The sequence below is a fragment of the Aestuariimicrobium sp. T2.26MG-19.2B genome (genome assembly GCF_950101875.1).
Taxonomy (GTDB): Bacteria; Actinomycetota; Actinomycetes; order Propionibacteriales; family Propionibacteriaceae; genus Aestuariimicrobium; species Aestuariimicrobium kwangyangense.
This window is the reverse complement of record NZ_CATNLW010000002.1, coordinates 703,935-729,348: the sequence shown is the minus strand read 5'-3', so window position 1 is coordinate 729,348 and position 25,414 is coordinate 703,935. Positions and strand designations below refer to the sequence as shown.

The 25,414-nt window shown below is 68.6% G+C and carries 18 protein-coding genes; 12 read left to right on the top strand and 6 right to left on the bottom strand.

Translation table 11 applies throughout. From position 1 onward, the window contains the following. Window positions 1-108 precede the first annotated feature (108 nt). Complete coding sequence (locus QQZ11_RS13175) at window positions 109-1,272, top strand: peptidoglycan-binding protein (protein ID WP_284550739.1); 1,164 nt, start codon at window positions 109-111, stop codon at window positions 1,270-1,272. Window positions 1,273-1,331: 59 nt separating this feature from the next. Here QQZ11_RS13175 and QQZ11_RS13170 read toward each other — a convergent pair whose 3' ends face one another. Then, entirely contained in the window at window positions 1,332-2,027 is a 696-nt protein-coding gene (locus tag QQZ11_RS13170; protein ID WP_284550738.1) for a hypothetical protein, read from the bottom strand. A gap of 146 nt (window positions 2,028-2,173) precedes the next feature. Between QQZ11_RS13170 and QQZ11_RS13165 the strand changes: the two genes are divergently transcribed. Continuing rightward, window positions 2,174-3,136, top strand: a complete 963-nt coding sequence (locus QQZ11_RS13165) for a DUF4192 domain-containing protein (RefSeq protein WP_284550737.1) — start codon at window positions 2,174-2,176, stop codon at window positions 3,134-3,136. A gap of 19 nt (window positions 3,137-3,155) precedes the next feature. Here the strand turns inward: QQZ11_RS13165 and QQZ11_RS13160 are convergent, their stop codons facing one another. Continuing rightward, on the bottom strand, window positions 3,156-4,199 hold the full coding sequence (locus QQZ11_RS13160; protein WP_284550736.1) for a Gfo/Idh/MocA family protein: 1,044 nt from the start codon (window positions 4,197-4,199) through the stop codon (window positions 3,156-3,158). Window positions 4,200-4,457: 258 nt separating this feature from the next. Here QQZ11_RS13160 and leuS point away from each other — a divergent pair, with 258 nt between their 5' ends. The 6 genes from leuS to holA all read left to right on the top strand — a co-directional run bounded on the left by leuS (window position 4,458) and on the right by holA (window position 16,443). Then, window positions 4,458-6,977: a leucine--tRNA ligase gene (gene leuS / locus QQZ11_RS13155; RefSeq protein ID WP_446698861.1), complete on the top strand. Its 2,520-nt coding sequence runs from the start codon at window positions 4,458-4,460 to the stop codon at window positions 6,975-6,977. Window positions 6,978-7,345: 368 nt separating this feature from the next. Next, a complete protein-coding gene (locus QQZ11_RS13150; protein ID WP_284550734.1) occupies window positions 7,346-8,125 on the top strand; it encodes a ComEA family DNA-binding protein in 780 nt (259 codons plus the stop codon). A gap of 1 nt (window position 8,126) precedes the next feature. Next, the gene (locus QQZ11_RS13145; RefSeq protein ID WP_284550733.1) at window positions 8,127-10,541 is read left to right on the top strand and encodes a ComEC/Rec2 family competence protein; all 2,415 of its coding nucleotides are present in this window, start codon (window positions 8,127-8,129) and stop codon (window positions 10,539-10,541) included. A gap of 45 nt (window positions 10,542-10,586) precedes the next feature. Beyond that, the gene (locus QQZ11_RS13140) at window positions 10,587-11,234 is read left to right on the top strand and encodes a SanA/YdcF family protein (protein WP_446698860.1); all 648 of its coding nucleotides are present in this window, start codon (window positions 10,587-10,589) and stop codon (window positions 11,232-11,234) included. Between the two features lie 3 nt (window positions 11,235-11,237). Then, window positions 11,238-15,413 (top strand): malto-oligosyltrehalose synthase, encoded by a 4,176-nt coding sequence (treY, locus tag QQZ11_RS13135; RefSeq protein WP_284550732.1) that lies wholly within the window; start codon window positions 11,238-11,240, stop codon window positions 15,411-15,413. A 67-nt stretch (window positions 15,414-15,480) separates the two neighbouring features. Beyond that, complete coding sequence (gene holA / locus QQZ11_RS13130; protein WP_284550731.1) at window positions 15,481-16,443, top strand: DNA polymerase III subunit delta; 963 nt, start codon at window positions 15,481-15,483, stop codon at window positions 16,441-16,443. Between the two features lie 136 nt (window positions 16,444-16,579). Here the strand turns inward: holA and rpsT are convergent, their stop codons facing one another. After that, window positions 16,580-16,843 (bottom strand): 30S ribosomal protein S20, encoded by a 264-nt coding sequence (gene rpsT / locus QQZ11_RS13125; RefSeq protein WP_022910566.1) that lies wholly within the window; start codon window positions 16,841-16,843, stop codon window positions 16,580-16,582. Between the two features lie 276 nt (window positions 16,844-17,119). Between rpsT and lepA the strand changes: the two genes are divergently transcribed. Continuing rightward, complete coding sequence (gene lepA, locus QQZ11_RS13120; protein WP_022910565.1) at window positions 17,120-18,982, top strand: translation elongation factor 4; 1,863 nt, start codon at window positions 17,120-17,122, stop codon at window positions 18,980-18,982. 24 nt (window positions 18,983-19,006) lie between these two features. Here the strand turns inward: lepA and QQZ11_RS13115 are convergent, their stop codons facing one another. Genes QQZ11_RS13115 through QQZ11_RS13105 form a run of 3 tightly spaced genes read right to left on the bottom strand, consistent with a single transcriptional unit; the run spans window position 19,007 to window position 22,172 of the window. Continuing rightward, window positions 19,007-19,840, bottom strand: coding sequence for a carbohydrate ABC transporter permease (locus tag QQZ11_RS13115; protein WP_026378066.1), 834 nt, complete (start codon window positions 19,838-19,840; stop codon window positions 19,007-19,009). Between the two features lie 2 nt (window positions 19,841-19,842). Next, the gene (locus tag QQZ11_RS13110) at window positions 19,843-20,859 is read right to left on the bottom strand and encodes a carbohydrate ABC transporter permease (protein WP_284550730.1); all 1,017 of its coding nucleotides are present in this window, start codon (window positions 20,857-20,859) and stop codon (window positions 19,843-19,845) included. Next, the gene (locus tag QQZ11_RS13105) at window positions 20,859-22,172 is read right to left on the bottom strand and encodes an ABC transporter substrate-binding protein (RefSeq protein WP_022910562.1); all 1,314 of its coding nucleotides are present in this window, start codon (window positions 22,170-22,172) and stop codon (window positions 20,859-20,861) included. Before QQZ11_RS13105 ends, QQZ11_RS13110 begins: the two co-directional genes overlap by 1 nt. Window positions 22,173-22,367: 195 nt before the next feature. On the opposite strand from QQZ11_RS13105, the gene hemW reads away from it, so the two are divergent. The 3 genes from hemW (at window position 22,368) to QQZ11_RS13090 (ending at window position 25,349) form a co-directional block, all read left to right on the top strand. Beyond that, window positions 22,368-23,612 carry a radical SAM family heme chaperone HemW gene (gene hemW / locus QQZ11_RS13100; RefSeq protein ID WP_022910561.1) on the top strand — a complete coding sequence of 415 codons (1,245 nt, stop codon included), beginning with the start codon at window positions 22,368-22,370 and terminating at the stop codon, window positions 23,610-23,612. Between the two features lie 25 nt (window positions 23,613-23,637). Next, entirely contained in the window at window positions 23,638-24,501 is an 864-nt protein-coding gene (locus QQZ11_RS13095; RefSeq protein WP_026378064.1) for a DUF3097 family protein, read from the top strand. A 62-nt stretch (window positions 24,502-24,563) separates the two neighbouring features. Further along, a complete protein-coding gene (locus QQZ11_RS13090) occupies window positions 24,564-25,349 on the top strand; it encodes an inositol monophosphatase family protein (RefSeq protein WP_022910559.1) in 786 nt (261 codons plus the stop codon). Window positions 25,350-25,414 lie beyond the last annotated feature (65 nt).

The window sequence follows — 25,414 nt, the reverse complement described above, 5'->3', positions numbered from 1 at the left end:
CACGATCAGGCAACCAGCCGTGGGCCACTGCGCGTATCCGAGATGACCGCAGTTATGGTGTTCCAGCGGTCCATACCCCAGATCGCCCTTCCGTGAGGATCCGCCGCCATGAAGACCGCCTTCCACCGCGCTGCCGCCGCCACTGCCGTACTCGCCCTCGCCCTGACGGCAGGATGTGCCAAGGACATCGGTGCCGCGCACCCCTCGAGCCTGCCCACCCTGCAGAGCAGCGTCCCGTCGTCGCCGGCAGCGCCCAGTTCGACGGCCACCCCTGACGACCAGCCCAGCGACACCCCCACGCCGTCCGTCGAGCCGAGCAGTCCGTCCGCGCCGGCCGTCCCGTCCTCGCCCGCCAGTGCTCCGACGCCGTCGGCGGTACCAGCGCTTCTGAAGTCCGGTGACAGCGGCGACAAGGTGCGCGAACTCAACCACCGACTGCTGCAGCTCGACTGGTACGCGGGCAAGATCCAGGCCGTCTACGACGCCGCCACCGTCGAGGGCGTCTCGGGCTTCCAGCGCAAGCGCGGGTTCCCGGTCACAGGGGAACTCGACCAGCAGACCTGGGACAAGCTGGTCTCGATGACCTCGACGCCCACGCACGACCAGATGTACAACATCCTGCGACCCGGTCCGGCGCTCTACCGACAAGGATCGAACGGCGACGCGGTGCGGCGTATCCAGGTGCGGCTGAAGGAGATCGCCTGGTACGAGGAGAAGCTGATCACCGGCACCTACGGCTCGGCGACGGTGGCCGCGGTGAAGGGCTTCCAGGACAAGCGTGGCATCCCGGTGACCGGTGAGGTCGACCAGCGCACTCTCGACCTGCTGGTCGCGATGACCTCCACTCCGACCCAGGAGCAGATGTACAACAAGCCGCCCAAGCCGGTGGCTGCGGCGAAGCTCGACCCGCGTTGCCTCACCGGGCGCGCCATGTGCATCGACAAGAACACCCGTCGTCTGGTCTGGGTGGTCGACGGCAAGTCTCAACTGACCGTCGACGTGCGCTTCGGCTCGGAGCTGACCCCGACCCGCGAAGGATCGTTCTCGGTCGGCTGGAAGTCGCGCAACCACGTCTCGAGCATCTACCACACCTCCATGCCGTACGCGATGTTCTTCTCGGGCGGCCAGGCCGTGCACTACTCCTCGGACTTCGCAGCCCGCGGCTACAACGGCGCCTCCCACGGGTGTGTCAACGTTCGCGACCTGCAGGGGATCAGCTGGTTGTTCGACCAGGTGCACGTCGGCGACAAGGTGATCGTCTACCGTTCCTGACCCGGACGACCGCGACGCCCGGCTCCCGTCAAGGGGGCCGGGCGTCTCCGTGTCCGGGCTCAGCCGCGTACCACCAACGCCGTGACCTGGCGTCCGCTCCCGGCAAGGTAGACGGTGGTGTCGCTCTGGGGTTTGTCGAAGATCACCACGCCGGTGACCTTCTCACCCTCACTGGCGGTGCCGTGCGACAGGGTCTCGGTGCTGCCGGGCGCCGGGTCGTAGTCCTGGGTGGTCGCGTTGTCGAGCGCGAAGAATGAGTAGTCCATGGTGCCGGAGGTGATGGTCAGTTCCATGGTGAGTTCCAGCCCGGAGCTCGACCACCGCTGGCTCGTGATCGTCCAGTAACCGTCGGCATTGTCTCGTTCTGAGTGGAAGGGCACACCGTTGCTGGACGCCGCGGTCGGCCCTTGGGGGCTCGACACCGGCGGCGTCGGGGAAGGGGTGGTCACCGCCTGGGGAGGCCGTCCCACGGAGAAGGCGGCGGCGACCAGCCCGGCGACCACCACGGCCACGGCCGCCGCCACGCACCACACGGCCCGGCTGCGGGGCTCGCGGAACTGGTCGATCGAGACGCTCTCGGGGCGTTGCCTGCCCAAGGGGATGCTCCCTGGCGTGGGCGGGGGAGCCGGAGGCAGGGGACGCTGGTAGGGGTTCGTCTGGTGGAAGGCGCCCGGCGCCTGGCCTGGTGGCGGGCTCCCCTGCGGACCAGTCGGCGGGCGCCACTGGTTCTGCGGGGGCTGGTTCGTCTGGCTCATCGTTCCCCATCGTACGTGCGCTCTCCCACAGGAGACCGCCACCCAGCGCCACGGTCCTCATCCACAAGGCGGCGATGGCGCAAGCGGTTGTCCACAGATCCAGCCGGGGCCGGAGCATGGTCGCATCGGCTCCGCACAGTGCAGACATGAAGAAGACACGTCTGCGCGCCGGGAGCCCCGCCGAGCTGCTCGCCCTCGGGCCCTACCTGCTCGGATTCGAGCCGACCGAGTCGATCGTGGTCGTCGCCGTCTCCGAGGGCGAATCCGCAGGCGTCGCCCGCGCGGACCTGGAGGCTTTCGAGTCCGATCCCCAGTTGGCCCGGCGCACCTGGCAGACGCTGAGCCGGCCCACCCCCGACGCGCACGCCCTGATCCTCGGCTATGGCGCCGACCATGAGCGGATGGTGGCAGCCCTCAGGTCGGTGGCCTGCTCGATCGAGGAATGGACGGGATCACTGTTGGTCGACCACGTCTGTTTCACCGACGGTCACCTGTGGTGGCCGCTGTGGGAGGACTGGGAGTTCGATCCGGATGCTGGTCAGCCGTATGACCCCGCCCCTCCGGCGGTCGTGCAAGCGGTCTGCGAGGGATTGTCGGTGACCGGCGACAGGGCTCAGCTGGAGCGATCGGTCGATGGGCCAGGCGGGAAACAGGCCGCGTCCTTCGCCGCGAAGGTGCGGCGTCAGCTTCGGCTGGTGGCTTCGATGACCGATGCCGACGCCACCACCTGCGTGCTCGACCTGCTGATGCGAGGGCTGGAGGCGCCCGCCGGGATGGACGACCTCGACCAGGCCCGGCTGGTCGCCCTGGTGCAGAAGATCCACCCGCGCGACGACGTCTGGTTGAGTCAGACGAGGGCCAGTGCCGAACAGCACCAAGTGCTGTGGCACCACCTGGCTCAGCGGACCCCGGTGGAGTTCGCCGTGCCGGTGCTGTCCTTGCTGGGGTTCGCCGCGTGGCTGTCCGGACACGGAGCGCTGGCCAACATCGCCTGCCTGCGAGCTCTGAGCCTCGATCCCTGCTACCGGATGGCCCGGTTGCTCGATGAGGCGCTGGTGAACGGGGCGCACCCCGACCTGTGGAACGACATGCCTGATGTCAGTGCCTGAGCCGGGGGCGCCCCGACGATCACAGCTTGACGGCCTCGCCCGACTCGGCAGAGCGGTACATCGCGTCGACGATGCGAGTCACCTGCAGGGCCTGCGAGGGCTTGGTGACGACCGTGCCACCGGTGCGGACCGCGTTCACGAACTCAGCGGCCTGGTGGGCGCCGGGGTCGAGCTTGGCGTCCGCGATCCAGTCCGGCTTCCACGTGGTCAGCATCTCGTGGTCGGCCTTGTTGACGCTCAGCGGGAAGACCTCGAGTCCCGCCCTCGTGCCCGACAGTGAGATGTTCTCGCGCGACTCGGGGATGTTGATGGCCCACGAGCACTCGAGCATCATCGTCACGCCGTTCTCGAAGCGGACGAACGCGGCCACCTGGTCCTCGACGGTGAACTCCTGGTAGTTCCAGTCGCCCCAAGTGTTGACGTTGGGCGACTTGCCCAGGCGCTGCGACAGGCTCGCGGTCACCTCGATCGCCTTGGGATTGCCCATCAGCCACAAGGCCGAGTCGAGCAGGTGGACGCCGAAGTCGATCATCGCGCCGCCACCCTGGATGTGCTTGTGGACGAAGGTGCCCCAGCTCGGGATGCCCCGCCGGCGCAGTGCCTGCACCCGCACCATGTAGACGTCACCCAACTCGCCCGAGTCGACCACTCGGCGGGCGGCCATCACCTCGGGCATGTGGCGGTAGTGGAAGCCGAAGGTCAGCAGCTTGCCTGACTTCTCGGCTGCCGCGAGCATGGCCTCGCCCTCGGTCGGGTCGAGGGCCATCGGCTTCTCGCAGAGCACGTTGATGCCCCGCTCGAGTGCCGCGATGGTCGCCGGGGCGTGCACGTCATTGGGGGTGCAGACCACCACGGCGTCGAGATTCTCGTTGTCGTACATCTCGAGGTAGTCGGTGTAGCGGGCAGCGACGTCGAAGTCGTCTCCCGCCTTCTTCAACACGTCTGGCTTGATGTCGCACAGGGCGACCAGCTCGGCTGACTCGTTCTCGGTCAAACAGGGCAGATGACGTGCGCGGGCGATACCGCCGGTGCCGACGATGCCGACCCTGACCTTGGCAGTCATGAAAGATTTCCTCCGGGGGGATGGGGGGTCTGGTGGAGGACGCCGGGTCGGCGCCCTTGCCACCCCCAGTCAATCAGAGGTGAGTTGCGAGGCTCCACGGGAGTACACTTCTGGCATGCAGATGGAGTCGCTCCTTCCGTAGCCGCACCACCGATGGTGGAGCGGCTGTCCTCGATGCCCATGGGGCCTCGGGGACTTTTCATGTGAGGACGGCTGTGACTCGACCCGGGGTTCGGGGCGAGTGGAGACGAGGCGCCGATGGTGCCGGTGGGAGGACACGACGTGAGCGAGCATCACGGCAGCGGGCACGAGGAGCGCCGCGGCTATGTGGCGGCTGAGGCCGAACGCAAGTGGCAGGCCTTCTGGGAGGCCGACAACACCTTCGGCACGCTCGATGACGGATCGAAGCCACGGCGCTATGTGCTCGACATGTTCCCCTATCCGTCGGGTGACCTGCACATGGGCCATGCCGAGGCCTTCGCGATGGGCGACGTGCCCGCTCGGTTCTGGCGCATGCAGGGCTACGACGTCATGCATCCCCTGGGGTGGGACTCGTTCGGACTGCCTGCCGAGAACGCCGCCATCGCCAGGAATGCCCATCCCTCGGAGTGGACCTACGCCAACATCGAGACCCAGGCGCGTTCCTTCAAGCGGTACGGCGTCTCGGTCGACTGGAGCCGGCGACTGCACACCTCCGACGCGGAGTACTACAGGTGGACCCAGTGGCTGTTCCTGCGCTTCTTCGAGCGAGGCTTGGCCTATCGCAAGAACTCCTACGTGAACTGGTGCCCGGTCGACCAGACGGTGCTGGCGAACGAGCAGGTCGTCCAGGGGCTGTGTGAGCGCTGCCACAACCCGGTGACCAAGCGGCAGCTGAACCAGTGGTACTTCAAGATCACCGATTACGCCCAGCAGTTGCTCGACGACATGCAGCAGCTGGAAGGGGGATGGCCCGACCGGGTTCTGGCGATGCAGCGCAACTGGATCGGTCGCTCCGAGGGTGCCTACGTGAAGTTCGCCATCGAGGGCCGCGAGGAGCCGGTGACGGTGTTCACCACACGTCCCGACACCTTGTACGGCGCCACGTTCATGGTGGTGGCGCCCGACGGCGCACTGGCCTCCGAGATCGTGTCGGACGCGGCTCGTCCGGCGTTCGAGGAGTACCTGGAGAAGACCAAGCGCGCCTCGGAGATCGAGCGGCAGTCCACCGACCGTGAGAAGACCGGCGTCGACCTGGGGGTCTTCGCGACCAACCCCGTCAATGGTGCGCGCGTGCCCGTCTGGGCTGCCGACTACGTGCTGGCCGAGTACGGCACCGGCGCCATCATGTCGGTGCCCGCCCACGACTCCCGCGACCTGGAGTTCGCGCGGACCTTCGGACTGCCCGTCGTGCAGGTCATCGACACCGGTGACGGGGACCCGGCCCAGACCGGGGTCGCCACCAGCGGTGACGGCACCTACGTCAACTCAGGCGTTCTGGACGGCCTGGAGGGCAAGGCCGCAGGTGTCGCCCGCATGGTCGAGAAGTTGAACGCCGACGGCACCGGCGAGGCGACCGTGACCTTCCGGTTGCGCGACTGGCTCCTGAGCCGCCAGCGGTTCTGGGGTTGCCCCATCCCGATCATCCACTGTCCGGCGTGCGGTGAGGTGCCGGTACCCGAGGACCAGTTGCCGGTTGAATTGCCCGACCTGCGTGGTTCCGACCTGGCACCCAAGGGGACCTCCCCCCTCGCCGGCGAGGCAGCAGCCGAATGGCGCCACGTGGAGTGCCCACGCTGCGGCGGTGAGGCCGAGCGTGACACCGACACGATGGACACCTTCGTGGACTCCTCGTGGTACTACTTCCGCTACTGCTCGCCCGGTTTCCAGGATGGACCCTTCCGCGTGGAGGATGTCCGGAACTGGATGCCCGTCGCCCAGTACGTCGGTGGTGTCGAACACGCAATCCTGCACCTGCTGTACATGCGCTTCTTCACCAAGGTGCTGCGCGATCTGGGGATGGTCGACTTCGATGAGCCGATGCAACGTCTGCTGAACCAGGGCCAGGTGATCAACCAGGGCCGGGCCATGTCGAAGTCCTTGGGCAATGGCGTCGACCTCGGCAAGCAGATGGACGAGTTCGGGGTGGATGCCGTACGCCTGACCGTGGTCTTCGCGGGACCCCCCGAGGACGACATCGACTGGGCCGACATGTCCCCAGCCTCATCGCTGAAGTTCCTGCAGCGGGCTCACCGTCTGGCCACCGACGTCGTCTCTCCCGTCGACGCCGATCGCGAAAGTGGCGACCGTTCCCTGCGCCAGACGACCCATCGCACCATCGCCGAGGTGACCGAACTGCTCAACGGGCAACGGTTCAACGTCGTCGTGGCCCGGGTGATGGAGTTGGTCAACGCCACCCGCAAGGCGGTCGACAGCGGACCGGGAGCGGCTGACCCGGCCGTGCGTGAGGCCGCCGAGTTCGTGGCCCAGGCACTCAGCTTGGTCGCGCCCTACGTCGCCGAGGAGATGTGGGAGGCGTTGGGTCGTCCCGCTTCGGTGGCCAATTCGGTGTGGCCCGAGGCTGACCCAACCCTGCTGGTGGCCGAATCGGTCACGATGGTGGTGCAGGTGGCGGGGAAGATCCGGGCCAAGTTGGAGGTCTCGCCCGAGATCACCGAGGCCGAGGCCACCGAGATGGCGGTCAACGACCCCGGGGTGCAGCGCGCACTGGACGGTCGTCCGGTCGCGAAGGTGATCTGCCGGCTGCCGAAGATGGTCTCGATCGTCCCCGGGACGTGACACCGGAGGCGAGGGTCGCGGCTCCCGGGGCTGGGTTCTCCACAGGCCGCGGAGCGGTCGAACCGTTGTCCACAGACGGCTGCTTGCCGCGGGACTGAACGGCGGGTGGTGAGCACAGTCAGGGCGTGACCGAGACACCTCGCACGCCGCCGGACCGTCCCACCCCCGCCGAGAGGTTGTGGCGTGTGCTGGGCGGTGGCCCGCCCACCACCACCCCCCCCCGCCCAGACCCCGCCACCGAACCCGTGCCCGCGCCCCCACCGCCCCCCGACGCCCCCCGACCCCACNCCGCCGGGGGGGGGGGGGGGGGGGGGGGGGGGCCCCCCCCCCCCACCACCGCGACCGGCCCTGACCCGTCCTCGGAACCGGTGCCGGCGCGCCATCGGCCGCAGGAGGACGACGTCCGCGACTTCGCCGACCTCCCTGACCTGCCTGATCCCGACGAGCCACGTTCGACCGAACGGCGCTCCCAACCGGTGCTGGCCAGGGTCCGTCGATTCGGCGCCCGCCACCTGGGCGCCGTCGGCGTGTTCGTGGTGGTGGCCCTCGTGTTCTGTTCGGTCCAATTGCTGCGCGCCCGCACCGATGAGGTGCCACTCGCGGTCCAGGCGTCTCACGAGGCCAGCGGCTCGGTGGGTGCCGACCCGAGCGCCTCAGGCCGGACGAGTTCTGGCATCCCCACTTCCACGCCCGCCCCCCTGGTGGTTCATGTCGTGGGACGGGTGTCCCACCCGGGTGTGATCCGGCTCCCACCGGGTTCCCGCGTCGCGGATGCCATCGCTGCCGCCGGGGGACTGGCGACTGGCGCCCAGACCGGACGGCTCAATCTGGCCGAGCCGCTGGCCGACGGCAGCCAGGTCGTGGTGGGTCCCCACGCCGGAGAGGAGTCCACTGTGAGGGGTCCGGGTTCGTCCGGGGGTGGTGGAGTGGGCGCGCCCGCTGACGGCCAGTCGTCGGCCCAGCTGGACCTCAACGCAGCGACCGCGGAGCAGTTCGAGGCGCTGCCGGGGATCGGCCCGGTCACCGCCCGCAGCATCGTCGACTGGCGCACGCAGCACCAGCGGTTCACCAGCGTCGATGAGTTGCAGGAAGTCGACGGCATCGGGCCCAAGACCTTCCAGAAGCTGGCCCCAATGGTGCGGGTCTGAGATGGGTGCTGCCGATCGTCCCGCTGAGCGACCCGACCTGCGCATGGTGGCCACAGCCGCGATCGGTTGGGCCGTCACCTTCTTCTGTCTGACCGCCACCAGCCCATCGATCGTCCTCGTCGCCGGTGGGGGAGCCGTGCTGGCGATGGCCGCCGCCGCACGAGGACGGTGGCAGCTGTCGGCCGTCGCAGTCGTGGGGTGCTGCTTGGCAGTCACCACCTCCCTGCGCGTGGGCCTCGTCCATGACAGCCCGACGGCCGATCTCGCCGCCCAGCGAGCGGCGGGCACCCTCACCTGTGTCGTGACCAGCGACGTCCGGCTCCGACCCGCCCAAGGGGTTCGCCCCGAGGTCGCCACGGTCGTCGTCCGCGTCGTCAGCCTGGATGCCCGGGGCAGGCAGCTACGGGGTGGACCTCACCTGACGGCCCGGGCCTCGGGCGAGCTCGCGGAGGCCCTCTCACACCAGCCCGCGGGCGCCACCGTCGTCCTGCAGGGACGGCTGGGGGCGGCCGAACCGGACGACCCGACCGCTGGCTCGTTCACCGTCCGCGCCCCGCCGGTGCTCGTCAGGGGACCGGGGTGGGCAGATCGAACCGTGAACCGCATGCGGGCTGCCCTCGTGCACGCAACTCGCCACTCGCCGCCCGACCAGGCCGCCCTTCTGCCCTCGCTGGTGGTGGGCGACACGTCTCGACTGCCCGTGGACGTCGTCGAGCAGTTCAAGGCAACCGGCCTCACCCATCTGACGGCCGTCTCCGGGTCGAACCTGGTGCTGTTGCTGGGGTTCGGCACGATGGTCGCGACCCGTCTGGGGGCCCGCGGAACCGTGTTGCGCATGGTGCAGGTGGGTGCCGTCCTCGGTTTCGTGGTGCTCTGCCGGGTGGAGCCCTCGGTCGTGCGTGCGGCCGCGATGGGGCTGGTCGCCCTCGCCGCCCTGGGACGCTCCGGGGTCGGGCGGGCCAAGGAGCGTTCCCGGGGCATGAGGCACCTGGCGGTGGCGGTGCTTGCCCTGATGGTGGTCGACCCGTGGCTGTCGCGCTCCTGGGGGTTCGCGTTGTCCGCCGGTGCCACCGCCGGCCTGATCGCCTGCGCCCCGGCCTTCCAACGGGCCATGGAGTGGGCACCTGCGTGGTTGGCCGAGGCGGTCGCTGTCCCGCTCGCGGCGCAACTGGCCACCCAACCCCTCGTCACTGCCCTCTCGGGCACCCTGAGCGTGTCTGGTCTGGTCGCGAACGCGCTGGCTGGCCCGTTCGTGGGACCGGCGACCGTCCTGGGCATGCTGGCTGCCTTCACGTCGCTGCTCCCCGGGCGTCCGGGCGAACTGGTGGGCGGTGGCTTCGGATGGCTGGGTGGGTGGACGGTCGAGCCACTGTTGCGGATCGCACGACTGGGCGCTGCCCTGCCCGGCGGGTCGCTGACCTGGCCGGCGAGCCCTGCGGGACTGACAGTGATCTCGGTCCTGAGCCTGGCGCTGTGTTGGCTCGCTCCGATGCTGCTGAGGCGCCGTTGGCTGCTGCTCGCCCTCGGTCTCGTGCTCCTGCTGGCCCTCGGTCGTGCCCCGGCCAGTCCCGGCTGGCCCGGCCGATGGCAGGTGACCTTCTGCTCGGTGGGGCAGGGTGATGCGGCGGTGCTGCGCGCCGGACGGGGGCAGGCCGTGGTCGTCGATGTGGGCCCGGACCCCAAGCCCGTGGTCACCTGCCTGCGACAGCTGGGTCTGGTGGCGCTCCCGGTGGTGGTGATCACCCACTTCCACGCCGACCACCTCGCGGGGCTCGGCCAGGTGCTCGACACCTTCAGGGTGGGACGCATCGTCATCTCCCGCGAGGACCCCTCGTCCGCCTCCGCTCGGGAGGTCCACCTGCTGGCGGCCAGCCATGGGGTCCCGGTCGTATCGGCGCATGCGGGTGAACAGTGGCGGGTGGGCTCGGTGACGTGGGAGACCATCCGCACCGGTCCCGTCGCCGGTGATGTGCCAGCAACGGGCAGTCAGCGGGTGGATCCCGAGAACTCGTCGGAGAACGACGCATCCGTGATGGGGGTGGCCACGGTCGGCGCGGTCGGTGACCCCCGGGGCGGACCCGTCCGCGTGCTCCTGGCCGGTGACTCGGAACCGGACGCGCAACGCGCGGCGTTGCGGGCGTTGACCGACGACTCCGTCTTGAGGGTCGATGTGATGGCCATGCCCCACCACGGGTCCTCCCGGCAGGAGAAGAGGTTCTGGCAGGCGGCAGGGGCGCAGGTGGCGGTCTCCTCGTCCGGCGTCGACAACGACTACGGGCATCCGGCGGTCAAGGCGGTCGACCTGGCCCACTCCCTGGGGATGCGCGTGGCGCAGACGAATGAACTGGGCTCGATTGCGATCCGTCGCGAGGATGGCTCGCTGGTCCTGGTCAGCAACCGTGGACCCCAGCGGTGAGCACAGCGCTGGGGTGCTGGCCCGGGTACGGGCAGACTGGGACTCGTGCGCATCCGCAGAGTGGCCCTCGCCCTGACCTCCGTCGCAGCCATCGGTCTGGCTCCCACGGCCATCGTGCACGCCTTGGCCTGGGGCCACCAGGCGGGCAGTACCAATGCCGCCCCCCACCGCGACGTGCTGCTGGTGCTGGGGGCCGGGGTGCTGCCCGACGGGCAGCCGGGCGCCTACCTGAAGGCTCGGCTCGATCTCGCCGCCGACCTCTACGCCTCCGGGAAGGCCTCCGTGATCCTGGTCTCGGGCGACAACCGGGAGGCGAACTACAACGAACCGTTGGCCATGCAGCGCTACCTGGTCAGGCACGGGGTGCCCGCGGGTCGCATCGTCCGCGACCCTGCCGGGTTCGACACCTACGACTCCTGCGTACGCGCCAAGCGCATCTACGGCGTCAGCCGGCTCACGCTCGTCACGCAGGGCTATCACCTGCCGCGGGCGGTCGCGACCTGTCGGATGGTGGGGGTCGACACCTTCGGCGTGGGCGACCACAGCGCCAAGGCTGCCAGCCCCGGCCAGTGGCGCTACGGAGTGGTGCGTGAACTCCCGGCCGCCTGGAAGACCATGTACGACGTCGTCTCGCGACGTACCCCCACCCTTGGGCAACCCGATCCGAGCGTCCAGCAGGCGCTAGGCTCCTGAACAATGCGCATCCCGGCGAGCACGTACCGACTCCAGATCACCGAGGACTTCGACCTGCTCGAAGCAGCGAAACGCCTCACCTACCTCCACGCCCTCGGCATCGACTGGGTCTACCTGTCTCCCCTGCTGTCGGCGGGCACCGGCTCGACCCACGGCTACGACGTCTCGGACCACTCAGCAATCGACCCCACCCGCGGACGGGGTGCCGGCCTTGCCGCCCTGGCGAACGAGGCCCACCGTCTTGGCATGGGGGTTCTGGTCGACATCGTCCCGAACCACGTCGGGGTGGCTCGTCCGTGGGAGAACCCCTGGTGGTGGCACGTCCTCACCCACGGCCAGTCCTCACCGTGGGCGAGCGCCTTCGACATCGACTGGGAGGCATCCGGGGGGAAGGTCCGCATCCCCGTCGTCGGCGACGACGACCTGAATCCCGACGGCACCGTCGCCAACCTGCGGGTGCTGGCCGGAGAACTGCACTACCACGACAACCGTTACCCCCTCGCACCCGACTCCGGGGGACCCGACGATGACCCCTCCGCCGTCCACGGTCGGCAGCACTACGAACTGGTCAGCTGGCGCCGGGCCGACACCGACCTCAACTACCGACGCTTCTTCGCCGTCAACGACCTGGTCGCGATCCGGGTGGAGGACCCGGAGTGGTTCGCCCGCAGCCACGAGGAGATCCGACGGTGGTTCACCGAGGGCCAGGTCGACGGACTGCGGGTCGACCATCCCGACGGGCTCCGCGACCCGGTGCGCTACCTCGACGACCTGGCCGCGCTGACCACCACCGAGCGATCGCCCGAGGGTGCCTACGTGCTCGTCGAGAAGATCCTCGAGCCGGGCGAGGAACTGCCCACCGGTTGGGCCACCGCAGGAACCACCGGCTACGACCTGCTCGGTCTGGTCGACCGGGTGCTGGTCGACCCCCAGGGCATGCAACCCCTCAGCGACCTCGAGGACGAGCTCCGCGGTCACCCCACCGACTGGCCGTCCCTGATCCATGACACCAAACGAACCGTGGCCGACACGATCCTCAACTCCGAGGTACGTCGCATCGCGCGCGACTCCGGTCTGCTCCACGCCCCTGACGGGCAGCACCAGGCGCCGGTCGACGAGGGTGAACTCATCGACGCCGTGGCCGAGCTGCTCGCCTGCTTCCCGGTCTACCGCAGCTACCTGCCGGAGGGGCGCGAACACCTCGAGCAGTGCTTCACCTCGGCTCGCGGCCGGCGCCCTGAGTTGGCCGACCTGTTCGACCGGTTGTCCGTGGTTCTCTTCGACGGGGCCTCCGGTGCCGCGCAGCGCTTCCAGCAGACCAGTGGCATGGTGATGGCCAAGGGTGTGGAGGACTGCGCCTTCTACCGGTGGGCGCGCCTCACGTCACTGAACGAGGTCGGCGGCGACCCCAGCGTGTTCGATGTCAGCCCCGACGACTTCCACGCTGCCCTGGCCTCACGCCAGCAGCTCTGGCCGCACGCCATGAACGCCGGCACCACCCATGACACCAAGCGCGGTGAGGACGTGAGGGCACGCATCAGCGTGCTGGCCGAACGGCCACAGTGGTGGGCCGAGGTCGTGCGACGGCTCGACGGCCTGGCACCCATCCCCGACCAGGGGATGGCGAACCTGGTGTGGCAGGCCATCATCGGCGCGTGGCCAGCCACCCCTGACCCCACCTGGCGTGAGCGCCTGCACGGGTACGCCATGAAGGCCATGCGTGAGGCTGGGGAGCACACCACGTGGACCGCACCTGACGAGGCCTTCGAGTCAGCCGTTCACGCAGCAGTGGATGCCTGCTTCGACAACGGCGAGGTGGCCGACCTGCTGCGGGAGGCGGTCTCGCAGTTGGCCATCCCCGGGTTCAGCAATGCCCTGGCCGCCAAGCTGCTGACCATCTTCGCCCCTGGTGTCCCCGACGTGTACCAGGGGTCGGAACTGTGGGAGCAGTCGCTCGTCGACCCCGACAACCGTCGACCTGTCGACTTCGACCAGCGTGAGAACGTGCTCGCGGGCATCCGGCTCGGTGACCGTCCCCGGCTCGCGGAACCAGCTGGCGACACCGACGCTGGTGAGGATGGCGCCGGCGACCCCGGGGCCGTCAAACTGCTCGTCAGCCACGTCGCCCTGACCACCCGCCGCGATCGTCCTGAACTGTTCACCGACTACTCGCCCCTGCACGCCGAGGGGGAGGCGAGTGAGCACGTGCTCGCGTTCAACCGTGGCGGGGCGGTGGCCGTGGTCACCCGACTGCCGCACGGTCTGCGCGAGCGCGGCGGGTTCGGCGACACCACCCTGCAGCTTCCCGGTGGCATGTGGGTCGACCTGCTCACCCACCGCACCGTCTCGGGCACGGTGGCGGTGGCTGACCTGCTCGACCAGCACCCGGTCGCGGTGCTGGTGCGGCCGCTGCCGCAACAGCTCAAGGACGGTCGGGGACGATTCGACGTGTGGGCACCCCGCGCCGAACGGGTGCGGCTCAGCGTCGGCGATCGGGTGCTCCCGATGACCCGTGGCAGTGACGACTGGTGGCGACTCGACGGTCCGGAACCCCAGGGGGAGGTCGACTACGGCTACCTGCTGGACGACGATCCGACGCCCCGTCCCGACCCGCGTTCCCGGCGTCAACCCGAGGGCGTGCACGGTCGCTCGCGCACCTTCGACGCCGCCAGTTTCGCCTGGTCGGACGACCACTGGCACGGACGCCCACTGGCGGGGTCCTCGGTGTACGAGTTGCACATCGGCACGTTCACCCTCGAGGGCACGCTCGACGCGGCCATCGGCCGGCTCGACCACCTGGTCGACCTGGGCATCGACATGGTCGAACTGATGCCCGTCAGCGCCTTCAACGGTGTGCACAACTGGGGCTACGACGGGGTGGCGTGGACGGCGGTCCATGAACCCTACGGTGGCCCGGTCGCCTACCAACGGTTCGTCGACGCTGCCCACGAGCGCGGGCTGGCGGTCGTGCAGGACGTGGTGCACAACCACTTCGGACCCTCAGGCAACTACCTGCCCCTGTTCGGCCCGTACCTGAAGGAGGGCGAGAGCCCGTGGGGTGCCCTGGTCAACCTCGACTCGGAAGGCTCCGACCAGGTGCGCCGGTTCATCCTGGACGGGGTGCGCATGTGGTTCACCGACATGCACGTCGACGGCCTGCGGCTCGATGCCGTGCACGCCCTCTCCGACGAATCCGAGGTGCACCTGCTCGAGGAGTTGGCCCTCGAGGCCGCGAACCTGTCGGCGCACCTGGGTCGTCCGCTCACCCTCATTGCCGAGTCGGACCTCAACGACGTCACGCTGGTGACACCGCGTGAGGCCGGGGGAATGGGCGTCGACGCGCAGTGGTCCGATGACTTCCACCACGCGCTGCACGTCGCTCTGACCCGCGAGACCGACGGGTACTACGCCGATTTCGAACCGTTGGCGGCCCTGCAGAAGGTGCTCACCGGGGGCTTCTTCCACGACGGCTCGTTCTCGAGTTTCCGTGGACGTGAGCACGGCGCACCGATCGACACCTCCCGTGTGCCGGGGTGGCGACTCGTGGTCTGCAGCCAGAACCATGACCAGGTCGGCAACCGCGCCCACGGCGACCGCCTGACCGAGGCGCTCGACGACGACCAGTTGGCCGTCGCCGCCCTGGTGACCTTGGCCGGCCCCTTCACCCCCATGCTCTTCCAGGGGGAGGAGTGGGCGGCCAGCAGTCCCTTCCAGTTCTTCACCGACCACCCCGAGGACGACCTGGGACGAGCCGTGAGCGAGGGCCGACTCTCGGAGTTCTCGCGCATGGACTGGGACACCAAGCAGGTGCCCGACCCGCAGGACCCGGACACGTTCCTGCGGTCGAAGCTCGACTGGGACGAGGTGGGCGAGGGACGCCACGCCCGGATCCTCGAGTGTTACCGCAGGCTGCTCGGGCTGCGGCGGGCCCTGCCCGAGCTCACCGACCCCGACCTGCGCCACACGAGTTGCGAGATCGACGAGGACACGAGGGTGCTGCACCTGCGGCGTGGCGGGGTGAGTGTGGTCGTCAACTTCGGCGACCAGCCCGTGACGCTGCCCGTCGGTCGGGTGGGGGCCCTGCTCTTCAGCACGCCGGCGGGTGCCGAACTCGAGGGCGACGACGAGCATGGCGCCACGGTGCACCTGCCTGCCCACGCGGGCGCGATGCTCGCGTGAGCCCGACCGTCGGGCACCTGTGTCCATGGTCAGCCGGCATGTCGGAGGCGACTGGCAGGATGAAGCCATGACGATGGGACGAGCGCTGCTGGTGACCGGGCCCGAGGCCCTGCTGGCCGAACGGCATGTGGCCGCCCGGGTGCGTTCGGCCCGCAAGCAGGCGCCGGAGGCCGACCTGCACCAGGTCGAGGCGAGCTCGGTCGACGCGGGCACGTTCGCGGAACTGACGGGCGGTTCGCTGTTCGCCTCCGCGTCGATCGTGGTGCTCAACGACGTCTCTGGTCTGGACCAGTCATTGTTCGACCTGGTCGCTGCCACCGCAGCCGACCCGTCCGAGGAGTTGTGCCTGGTCATGACCCACCCGGGCGGGGTCAAGGGCAAGGGACTGCTCGACAAACTGAAGAAGGCCAAGGTCGAGACGATCGAGGCACCCGCGATCAAGACCTGGGAGTTGGGCAAGTTCGTCGAGAACGAGGCCAGACACGCGAAGTTGAGGCTCGAGGCCGGTGCGGCGCAGGCGCTGGTCGACGCCATCGGCAACGACCCGAGAGCGCTCGCCGCCGCAGTCGTGCAGTTGTGCGACGACCTCGTCGACCAGACGTTGACCGTCGAGGCCGTGCAGACCTACTTCGGCGGTCGAGCCGAGGTCACCAGTTTCGCCGTCGCCGACGACGTCATGGCCGGACGAACCGGTGACGCCCTCGAGAAGCTGCGGTGGGCCCTGGCGACCGGAGTGGCGCCCGTCTTGGTGACCAGTGCCGTGGCGAACTCGCTGCGGGGGCTGGGGAAGTACCACGACCTGCGCTCGTCCCGCCTCAACGACGGGGAGGTCGCCCGCCAGATCGGTGTGCCGCCGTGGAAGGTGAAGGACCTGACCCGACTGTCACGCAGTTGGAGCCCGCGTGCCATCGCCCAGGCCGTGGTCGCGGTGGCCGAGGCTGACGGTGCGGTCAAGGGGATGGCTGCTGACGCCGATTTCGCCCTCGAGCAGATGCTGCTGGCGCTCGACCGGGCACGCACCGCTCGCTAGTGCACCGGCCGGGTTCGGACACGCAGAACGCCCCCCGATCACCCAGAAGGATCGGGGGGCGTTCTGCGTGTGAGAGGTACGACTGGCGGCCGTCAGCTGCCTGAAGGCGCGCGGCCTGCCGTCGAACCCGGGGTGCTCAGGAGAGCTTGGCGGCAGCCGTCGAGATGGACGACTTGCGGTTGGCGGCCTGGTTGGCGTGGATGACGCCCTTGCTGGCTGCCTTGTCCAGCGCGCGGTTCGCGGCCTGGGCGAGGGTCTGGGCCTTCTCGGAGTCGCCGGCCTCGACAGCGTCACGGAAGCGGCGCACGTGGGTCTTGAGGGCCGACTTGACGGCCTTGTTGCGCTGACGCGCCTTCTCGTTGGTCTTGATGCGCTTCATCTGGGACTTGATGTTTGCCATCGGGCAGGCTCCAACTTTCGTGGTTCAGTGATCTGGGTGTGTGCGTGTCGCCGAGGCACACGCGCGAACAACAAAGTTACCAGTCCGGCCCTCCGCCCCCAAATCGAGACCCCCCGTGGGTGCCCTCACCCGGGCCGCCACCGTCCGCCGGTGCAGCGGCGCCAGGTGGCAGGGGTCCCGGGTACAGGGGAGCCCGGTGTCAGGGGCGCCATGTGAGAGACTGGGGAGCCGCGCCACTGGGCGCGTCCGTGTCTCGACTTCGACTGGATCTGCTGCATGCCCGCCTCCACCCACGTTCCGGCACCCGGCGCCACCCCGTCGGAGGTGATCAGGAACTTCTGCATCATCGCCCACATCGACCACGGCAAGTCCACGCTGGCCGACCGCATGCTGCAGTTGACCGAGGTCGTCGACGCCCGCAGCGCCCGTGCCCAGTACCTCGACCGGATGGACATCGAGCGCGAACGTGGGATCACCATCAAGTCGCAGGCCGTTCGGATGCCCTGGGATGTCGACGGGCGCACCCACGTGCTGAACATGATCGACACCCCGGGCCACGTCGACTTCACCTATGAGGTGTCCCGCTCACTGGCTGCCTGCGAGGGTGCCGTGCTGCTGGTCGACGCCGCCCAGGGCATTGAGGCCCAGACGTTGGCGAACCTGTACCTGGCCATCGAGGCCGACCTGCACATCATCCCGGTGCTCAACAAGATCGACCTGCCCAGTGCCAACCCCGACAAGTTCGCCGCGGAACTGGCCGGGATCATCGGCTGCGACCCCTCCGACGTGCTGCGGGTCTCGGCCAAGACCGGGGCGGGGGTGGCCGACCTGCTCGACGAGATCGTCCGACAGATCCCGGCACCGGTCGGCGATCCCACCGCTCCCGCCCGCGCCCTCATCTTCGACTCCGTCTACGACACCTACCGTGGGGTCGTCACCTATGTCCGCGTCGTCGACGGCGAACTCTCCCACCGTGAGCGCATCCTGATGATGTCGACCAAGGCCACCCACGAGGTGCTCGAGGTCGGCGTCATCTCGCCCGAGCCGATCAAGTCCCAGGCCATCGGGGTCGGCGAGGTGGGTTACCTGATCACCGGTGTGAAGGACGTGCGCCAGTCCCGCGTCGGCGACACCGTCACCCTGTCGACCCGTCCCGCCACCCAGGACCTCGGAGGGTACAAGCACCCCAATCCGATGGTCTTCGCCGGGCTCTACCCCATCGACGGGGACGACTTCCCCGAACTGCGCGAGGCCCTCGACAAGCTGCAGCTCAACGATGCCGCGCTCACCTACGAGCCGGAGACCTCCGGGGCGCTGGGGTTCGGGTTCCGGGTCGGGTTCCTGGGCCTGCTGCACATGGAGATCGTCCGCGAACGACTCGAACGTGAGTTCAACCTCGACCTGATCTCGACCGCCCCCAACGTCGTCTACCGCGTGGTGATGGAGGACGGCACCGAGCACACCGTCACCAACCCCTCGGAATACCCCGAGGGCAAGATCGCCGAGGTGTACGAGCCGATGATCCGGGCCACCCTGTTGGCGCCGGCGGAGTACATCGGCACCATCCTGGAGCTGTGCCAGACCCGGCGCGGCATCCAGTTGGGTCTGGACTACCTGTCGGAGGACCGAGTCGAGATCCGCTACCGCCTGCCGTTGGGTGAGATCGTCTTCGACTTCTTCGACGCGCTGAAGTCGCGGACGAAGGGCTACGCCTCCCTCGACTACGACGCCGACGGGGAGGCCTCGTCCGACCTGGTGAAGGTCGACATCCTGCTGCACGGTGACCCGGTCGACGCGTTCTCGGCCATCGTCCACAAGGACAAGGCCTACGCCTACGGGGTGGCCATGGCCGCCAAGCTGAAGGAGCTCATCCCGCGCCAGCAGTTCGAGGTGCCCATCCAGGCCGCCATCGGTGCCCGGGTCATCGCCCGCGAGACGATCCGTGCCATGCGCAAGGACGTGCTCGCCAAGTGCTACGGCGGCGACATCAGCCGCAAGCGCAAGCTCCTGGAGAAGCAGAAGGAGGGCAAGAAGCGGATGAAGATGGTCGGACGCGTCGAGGTGCCCCAGGAGGCCTTCGTGGCCGCCCTGCAGACCGGCGAGGGCAGCGGCAAGGACAAGGACAAGAAGCAGGGCTGATGGCCCGCTCGTGGCTGCCGGTGACTACTTGATGCCCGAGGTCTCGACCCCGGCCACCAACCAGCGCTGCAGGAAGAGGAACACCACCACCACCGGTACGACGGCGACGAGCGCCCCGGCGAACAGTTCGGGGTACTTCACCCCCTGCGAGGTCATGAACTGACTCAGGGTCAGCTGGATGGTGCGGGTGTTGTCGCGAGCGATCAGCAGGGGCCACAGGAACGCGTTCCACGCCCCGATGAACGTGATCGTGCCCACCGCCCCGATGATGCCCATCGAGTTCGGCACCACCACTCGCCAGAAGGTCGACCACGGGTTCGCGCCGTCGATGGCGGCGGCTTCCTCGAGTTCCGCGGGGAAGGTGAGGAAGCTCTGCCGGAACAGGTAGACCGCGAAGGCCGAGAACATCACCGGGACGACCAGACCGGGCAGCGAGTCGACCCAGCCGAGCTGGGAGGTCATCACGAAGGTGGGCAGGAAGGTGACCGCCGCAGGCACCATCAGGGTGAACAGGGTCACGCCCGTCAGCACCCGACCGAGCCGGTTGTCGAGTCGGGCCAGGGCGTAGCCGGCCAACAGGGCGATCACCACGGTGAGCACCGTCTGCCCGACCGACTGCAGGGCCGAGTGCCACAACGACCCCACGATGTCGAGTTGCTCGTCGGCGAACATTCGGCCCAGCACCCCGACGTCCCAGTTCTTGGGGATCCACTGCCAGCGGGCAGCGACGATCGTCGAGTTGTCACTGAACGCGTTGCGCACGATCACGTAGAACGGCAGCAGGAACAGCACCGCGAGCACCACCAACAGCAGGTAGCGCAGGCCGCGGGTGAGACGTGAGCTGCGCGAGCCGACCATGCTCATGGTCGCGACCCCCTCATCGTCCCGGACTCCTTGCGCTCGCTTCGGCCCAGCAGCCAGTTCTGCGCCAGACCGAAGATCACGATCAGGGCGGTGACGATCATGGTGCCCGCCCCGCCAAGGCCCAGATCTGCCTGCGAACCGCCCAGGCTGAGCAGGTAGAGGTGCACCAGCGGGGGCCGCGCGAAGGTCGGGTAGGACCCGATCGCCCCGAACAGGTTGAAGAACTCGTCGAACGCCTGGAAGGCGCTGATCAGCAGCAGCATCAGCACGGCCACCGTGGTCGTCCGCAACTGCGGCAAGGTGATCCAGCGCAGCTTGCGCCAACCCGTGGCGCCATCGATGGCGGCCGCCTCGTAGGTGTCCTGGGGGATGCGGTTGAGTCCGGCGATGATCAGGATCATGTAGAAGCCGACCTGCAGCCACAATCGCAGGCTGATCACCACGAACCAGTACCAGTAGTTGTCGCCGCCCAGCAGCCACGCCTTGTTCTCACCGCCGACGCTGCGCAGCAGCGAGTTGGCCAACCCGAACCGCGCGCCGTTGAAGAAGCTCAACCGCCACACCATGGCTGCCACGACGTACGAGACCGCCGTCGGGATGAAGAAGACGGAGCGGAAGAAGGCTCGTCCGACCCTGACACCGTCGAGCAGCAGGGCGAGGCCGAGCGAGCAGACATAGGTGACGGGCACGATGAAGGCTGCGAACAGCACGAAGGTGCCGATCGACGAGCGGAACATCGGGTCGCCCAGCAGGTAGCGATAGTTGGCCAGCCCCACGAACTTCGTCGGGTGCACCGTCGCGCGCGCGTCGAAGAACGACAGGTAGGCCGACCAACCGATGGGGATGTAGACGAAGATCAACAACCCGGCCACGAAGGGGAGCGCGAAGGCCAGGAACCAGAGGTTGCGTCCCTGGTTCCCGGCAATCCTGTTCCACGCAGTGACCGGACGGGGCCGCTGCCCGTTCGGCAGCAGCCCCGTCTGCGGTCGACCGTCGCTGGTCAGCTCGCTCATCAGCCCTTGAGGCGCTTGAGTTCGTCCTTGGCCTTCTGGGCGACCGAGGCGAACTCCTTGGCCGGGTCCGCACCCTTGGTGATGACGTTCGACACCGCCGCACCGTAGGCCTCGCCCAAGGCCCCCGACCACATGATGTCGTTGGTGAATCCGTTGTCCGCCACGAACTTCGCAGCGTCGGCGCCGGGACCCGAGGCCAGCTTGTCGGCCTTGGCGACCAGCGAGAGCTTGGCCGGGATGTGGGTGCCGTAGGAGTTGGCGAAGTCGACCTGGTCGTCGTCGTTGTCGATCCACAGCCACTTGACGAACGCCTTGGCCGCGTCGATGTTCTTGCCCTTGGCCGCGACGCACGAGCCGAACGCGCCGAACGGCACCGCGGGCCGACCGGACGAACCGATGGCGGGGAAGGCGATCACGCCGAAGTCGTCACCCAGCGCCTTCTGGATGTCGGGCATCGACCACAGGCCACCCCACTGCATGGCCGTCTCGCCCTGCGCGAAGGGGGTGCCGTCGTACCAGTCCTTCGAGGCGGCCTTCAACAGTCCCTTGCCGTTCTTGTAGAAGTCGCCGTAGGCCTTCAGCCCGTCGTAGAAGTTCTGGTTGATGAACGTGGCCTCGGTGCGATCGGCGTTGAGCTGCTCGTTGCCAGAGGCCCAGATGAAGATGGTGCCCAGCACACCCAGACCGCCGTCGTTGCCGGCGAAGAAGCCACCCATGTCGCCGGTGGCGACGGCGTTCGCCACGTCGACCAGTTCGGTGAGGGTCTTGGGGGGCTGCTTGCCGGCCTTCTCGAGCACTGACTTGCGGTAGTAGAGCAACTGCATGTCGATGACCTGCGGGATGCCGTAGATCTTGCCCTCGAAGGTGAAGCGGTCGACAACCTTGGGGTTGAACTGGTCCTTGACCGAGTCGAAGATGTCGTTGAGGTCGACGATCTGCTTGCCCTGGATCATGTCGAGTGATCCACCCTGCTCGGCCTCGAAGACGTCTGGCACGTCGTTGGTCAGCAGTGTCGCGGACAGCTTCTTGTTGTAGTCACCGACGTTCCAGGTGACCTTCACGGTGGCATCGGGGTAGGCGGCCGCGTACTTCTGGACTGCCTCCTTCACCCCGGCCTCGCCGTACTCGTGGTACCACTGCTGCAGGGTGACCTTGGCGCCGCCCGAGCTGGCTCCCGAGGCAGCCGACGTGCCCGCCGACGAGGGAGCGGTCGAGGAGCCGATGCCGCCGGAGTTGCTTCCGCAGGCGGCGAGGGTGGCCAGGGCGGCGATTCCGCCAGTGGCGCCGAGAATGGAGCGACGAGACAGGTTCATGAGGCCCACCTTAGGACTCGGTTGTGACAGTTGCTCCCCTGTTCGCTGTGGGAGTGCCGATCGTGACCTCGCCGAGACCGGGGGCGGGCCCTCACGCGGTGAAGGTCATCACCCGAGTTCGGTGGTTCGTCCGACCAGCACCATGCCCCATTGGTGCCCGAACCCCCCCGCCGCAAGGTCTCTACAGTTGACCCCATGCCCTCCTCGCTGCCTGACGGTGAACCCGTCCCCTCCGACGGATCGCTCCCGGCGGAGGCGCTCGCCGAACTGGGCGAGGGTGCGCACGGGTTGTCGTTCTACCTGCACGTGCCGTTCTGCTCGTCGCGCTGCGGCTACTGCGATTTCAACACCTACACGCCCTCCGAGCTGGGTGGGCTGTCGATGGCCGACTACTTGGTCGCCGCTCACCGCGAGATCGACCTGGCGGCCCGGGTGCTGCCGGACGACCGTCCGAGGTTGCAGTCGGTCTTCATCGGCGGCGGCACTCCGTCACTGCTCTCGTCCGACCAGTACGGCGAGTTGCTGGGGCATCTGCGTGACGTCTTCGGGTTCGCGGATGGGTGTGAGGTCACGAGCGAGGCCAATCCCGAGTCCGCCAGCCCTGGCCTGCTGGAAGCCATGCTCGAGGCAGGCGTCAACCGGCTCAGCCTGGGCATGCAGTCCGCTCGACCGCACGTCCTTCAGGTGTTGGAGCGGGTGCACACTCCCGGACGCGCGCTCGAGGTGGTGGCCGATGCCCGGGCCGCCGGGTTCCAAGACATCTCCCTCGACCTGATCATGGGCACACCGGGGGAGTCACTCGACGACTGGCGAGCCTCGCTCGAGGCTGTCCTCGGGGCCGGGGTCGACCATGTCAGCGCGTACTCGCTGATCGTCGAACCCGGCACCCGCTTCGCCAGGCAGGTCGAGCAGGGCAACCTCCCGCTCCCCGACGAGGACGACCTCGCCGACAAGTACTTGCTCACCGAGCACCTGCTCACCGGTGCCGGTTTCGAGAACTACGAGGTCTCGAACTGGGCCCGCCCCCGCGCAGGACGATTGCACCGCTCCGAACACAACCTCGCCTACTGGCGTGGCGACCACTGGTGGGGCATCGGGCCGGGCGCGCACTCCCACGTGGGCGGGGTGCGCTGGTGGAACGTCAAACATCCGCGCACCTACGCCAAGGCCCTGCACGAGGGAAGATCCCCGGGCGCAGGCCGGGAGCTGCTGACTCCTGAGGAGCGTCGCACCGAGCGGGTGCTACTGGAACTGCGGATCGCCGACGGACTGCCTCTGTCGGTGCTGACCGCTGCCGAGCGCGAACGCGTGGCCGACCCGCTGGCGCGAGGGCTCGCGATCGTCCGGTCAGGCGCGGGGCCTGAGGCGGAGGATCGGTTGGTGCTCACCCTGCAGGGCCGACTGCTCGCCGACGCGGTGATCCGGGACCTGCTCGACTGAGCGGCGGCCGGTAGGCTCGGGAAGCGTGACTTCCCCCACGTCCCACCCCTTTGACCGCTACGGCAACGACGTGCTCGCCGCACCCCGCGAGAAGCCCAAGCCGCGTGAACTGCCGCTGGCCCGCGACCTGGTGCTCGAGGTGCCCGGCTCCTTCACGGGTGCAGTGGTGGGGTGGGAGAACGGGCTCGTGCTGCTCGAGGACCGCAAGGGGAAGCAGCGGGCCTTCCCCGTCGGGGGCACCTTCTGGGTCGACGGCAAGCCTGTCGCGGTGCGCATCCCCCCTCGGGTGGGGACATCGAAGCCCACCCACACGGCGTCGGGATCGCGGGCCAGTGTGACCACGGCGAAGGTTGCCCTGCCCAGCCGCATCTACGTCGAGGGCCGCCACGACGCCGAACTCGTCGAGAAGGTCTGGGGTGACGACCTGCGCCACGTCGGCGTTGTGGTCGAGTACCTGGGCGGCATCGACGACCTGCCCGGCATCATCGGTGAGTTCCGACCCGAGTCCGGACGACGCCTCGGCGTGCTCGTCGACCACCTGGTGGCCGGGTCGAAGGAGTCACGGATCGCCAGGGAGTGCATGAAGTCGGGTTACGGGGACTTCCTGATGATCACCGGTCACGCCTACATCGACATCTGGCAGGCGATCAAGCCCAGCAGTCTGGGGTTCAAGGCCTGGCCCGCCGTTCCCATGGACGAGGACTGGAAGAAGGGGACGCTCAAGCGACTCGGCCAACCGCATGCCGAACAGGCCGACGTGGCCCGCGCCTGGCAGGCGATGCTGGCCAGGGTCAGTTCCTTCCGGGACCTCGACTCCCGGCTCAACACCGAGGTCGAGAAGTTGATCGACTTCGTGACCGCCGATCACCTCGGCACCCTCGACCAGTGACCACCCCCTCCACAGGCGATGAGCCCTCGACGAGTGATCAGAAGGAAGCAGAGAAAGAGCGCATGACGATCCCCAGCACCCAGGCCGTACTCGAGCAGATCCGGCAGGTGGCTGACGAGGTGATCCGCCCCCGGTGGCGCAACCTCGGCGCTGGCGAGGTGGACGAGAAGCGCCCCGGTGACCTGGTCACCATCGCCGACCGGGAGTCCGAGGAACGGCTCACGGCCTGGCTGCGGGAGGTTGCACCGGGCGCGCTGGTGGTGGGGGAGGAGGCCGTCTTCGCCAACCCCGACCTACCTCGTGGTCTGGTGGATGCCGACCTGGCCTACACCGTCGACCCGGTCGACGGCACCCGCAACTTTGCCGCCGGCAGTCCCGACTACGCCGTGATGGTCGCCGAGGTGCGCCGTGGTGTCACCACCCGGTCGTGGATCCTGCAACCCGAACACGGGCGAGCCTTCGTCGCCGAACTGGGTGCCGGGGCCACCCTCAACGGGCAGCCGCTCACCGCGCTCAGGGCGAGCGACCAGCCCAGTGGGATGTCGTCGCGGCGCGAACTCCATGGCATCTCCGTCGCCGAGGGTTGGCCCGAGGTCACCGAGACAGCCCTGTGTTGCGGCATCGACTACCCGATGCTCGCCCTCGGCGAGATCGACTTCATCTGCTACTGGAACCTCAACCCGTGGGACCACCTGCCCGGCGCCCTGTTGATCCGTGAGTTGGGCGGCAGCGTGAGCCTGCTGGACGGATCCGACTACGGCATCGAACTCGACCAGCACGGGCTGGTGGTGGCAGCCTCGTCGGACGTGGCGGCCACCGTGCTCGCCCGGTGGCGCCCGCGGGCCTGACGGTCCCTGACGCCAGCCAGCCCCAGGTCAACCAGCCCCAGGTCAACCAGCCCCAGATCAGCCAA

What these genes read in the sequence shown, in the direction of transcription:
- QQZ11_RS13115 (WP_026378066.1), bottom strand. Translation starts at nt 19,840, where the DNA reads ATGGTCGGCTCGCGCAGCTCACGTCTCACCCGCGGCCTGCGCTACCTG.
- QQZ11_RS13105 (WP_022910562.1), bottom strand. Translation starts at nt 22,172, where the DNA reads ATGAACCTGTCTCGTCGCTCCATTCTCGGCGCCACTGGCGGAATCGCC.
- rpsT (WP_022910566.1), bottom strand. Translation starts at nt 16,843, where the DNA reads ATGGCAAACATCAAGTCCCAGATGAAGCGCATCAAGACCAACGAGAAG.
- QQZ11_RS13090 (WP_022910559.1), top strand. Translation starts at nt 24,564, where the DNA reads ATGACGATCCCCAGCACCCAGGCCGTACTCGAGCAGATCCGGCAGGTG.
- treY (WP_284550732.1), top strand. Translation starts at nt 11,238, where the DNA reads ATGCGCATCCCGGCGAGCACGTACCGACTCCAGATCACCGAGGACTTC.
- QQZ11_RS13165 (WP_284550737.1), top strand. Translation starts at nt 2,174, where the DNA reads ATGAAGAAGACACGTCTGCGCGCCGGGAGCCCCGCCGAGCTGCTCGCC.
- lepA (WP_022910565.1), top strand. Translation starts at nt 17,120, where the DNA reads ATGCCCGCCTCCACCCACGTTCCGGCACCCGGCGCCACCCCGTCGGAG.
- QQZ11_RS13110 (WP_284550730.1), bottom strand. Translation starts at nt 20,859, where the DNA reads ATGAGCGAGCTGACCAGCGACGGTCGACCGCAGACGGGGCTGCTGCCG.
- QQZ11_RS13170 (WP_284550738.1), bottom strand. Translation starts at nt 2,027, where the DNA reads ATGAGCCAGACGAACCAGCCCCCGCAGAACCAGTGGCGCCCGCCGACT.
- hemW (WP_022910561.1), top strand. Translation starts at nt 22,368, where the DNA reads ATGCCCTCCTCGCTGCCTGACGGTGAACCCGTCCCCTCCGACGGATCG.
- QQZ11_RS13145 (WP_284550733.1), top strand. Translation starts at nt 8,127, where the DNA reads ATGGGTGCTGCCGATCGTCCCGCTGAGCGACCCGACCTGCGCATGGTG.
- holA (WP_284550731.1), top strand. Translation starts at nt 15,481, where the DNA reads ATGACGATGGGACGAGCGCTGCTGGTGACCGGGCCCGAGGCCCTGCTG.
- QQZ11_RS13175 (WP_284550739.1), top strand. Translation starts at nt 109, where the DNA reads ATGAAGACCGCCTTCCACCGCGCTGCCGCCGCCACTGCCGTACTCGCC.
- QQZ11_RS13160 (WP_284550736.1), bottom strand. Translation starts at nt 4,199, where the DNA reads ATGACTGCCAAGGTCAGGGTCGGCATCGTCGGCACCGGCGGTATCGCC.
- leuS (WP_446698861.1), top strand. Translation starts at nt 4,458, where the DNA reads ATGGTGCCGGTGGGAGGACACGACGTGAGCGAGCATCACGGCAGCGGG.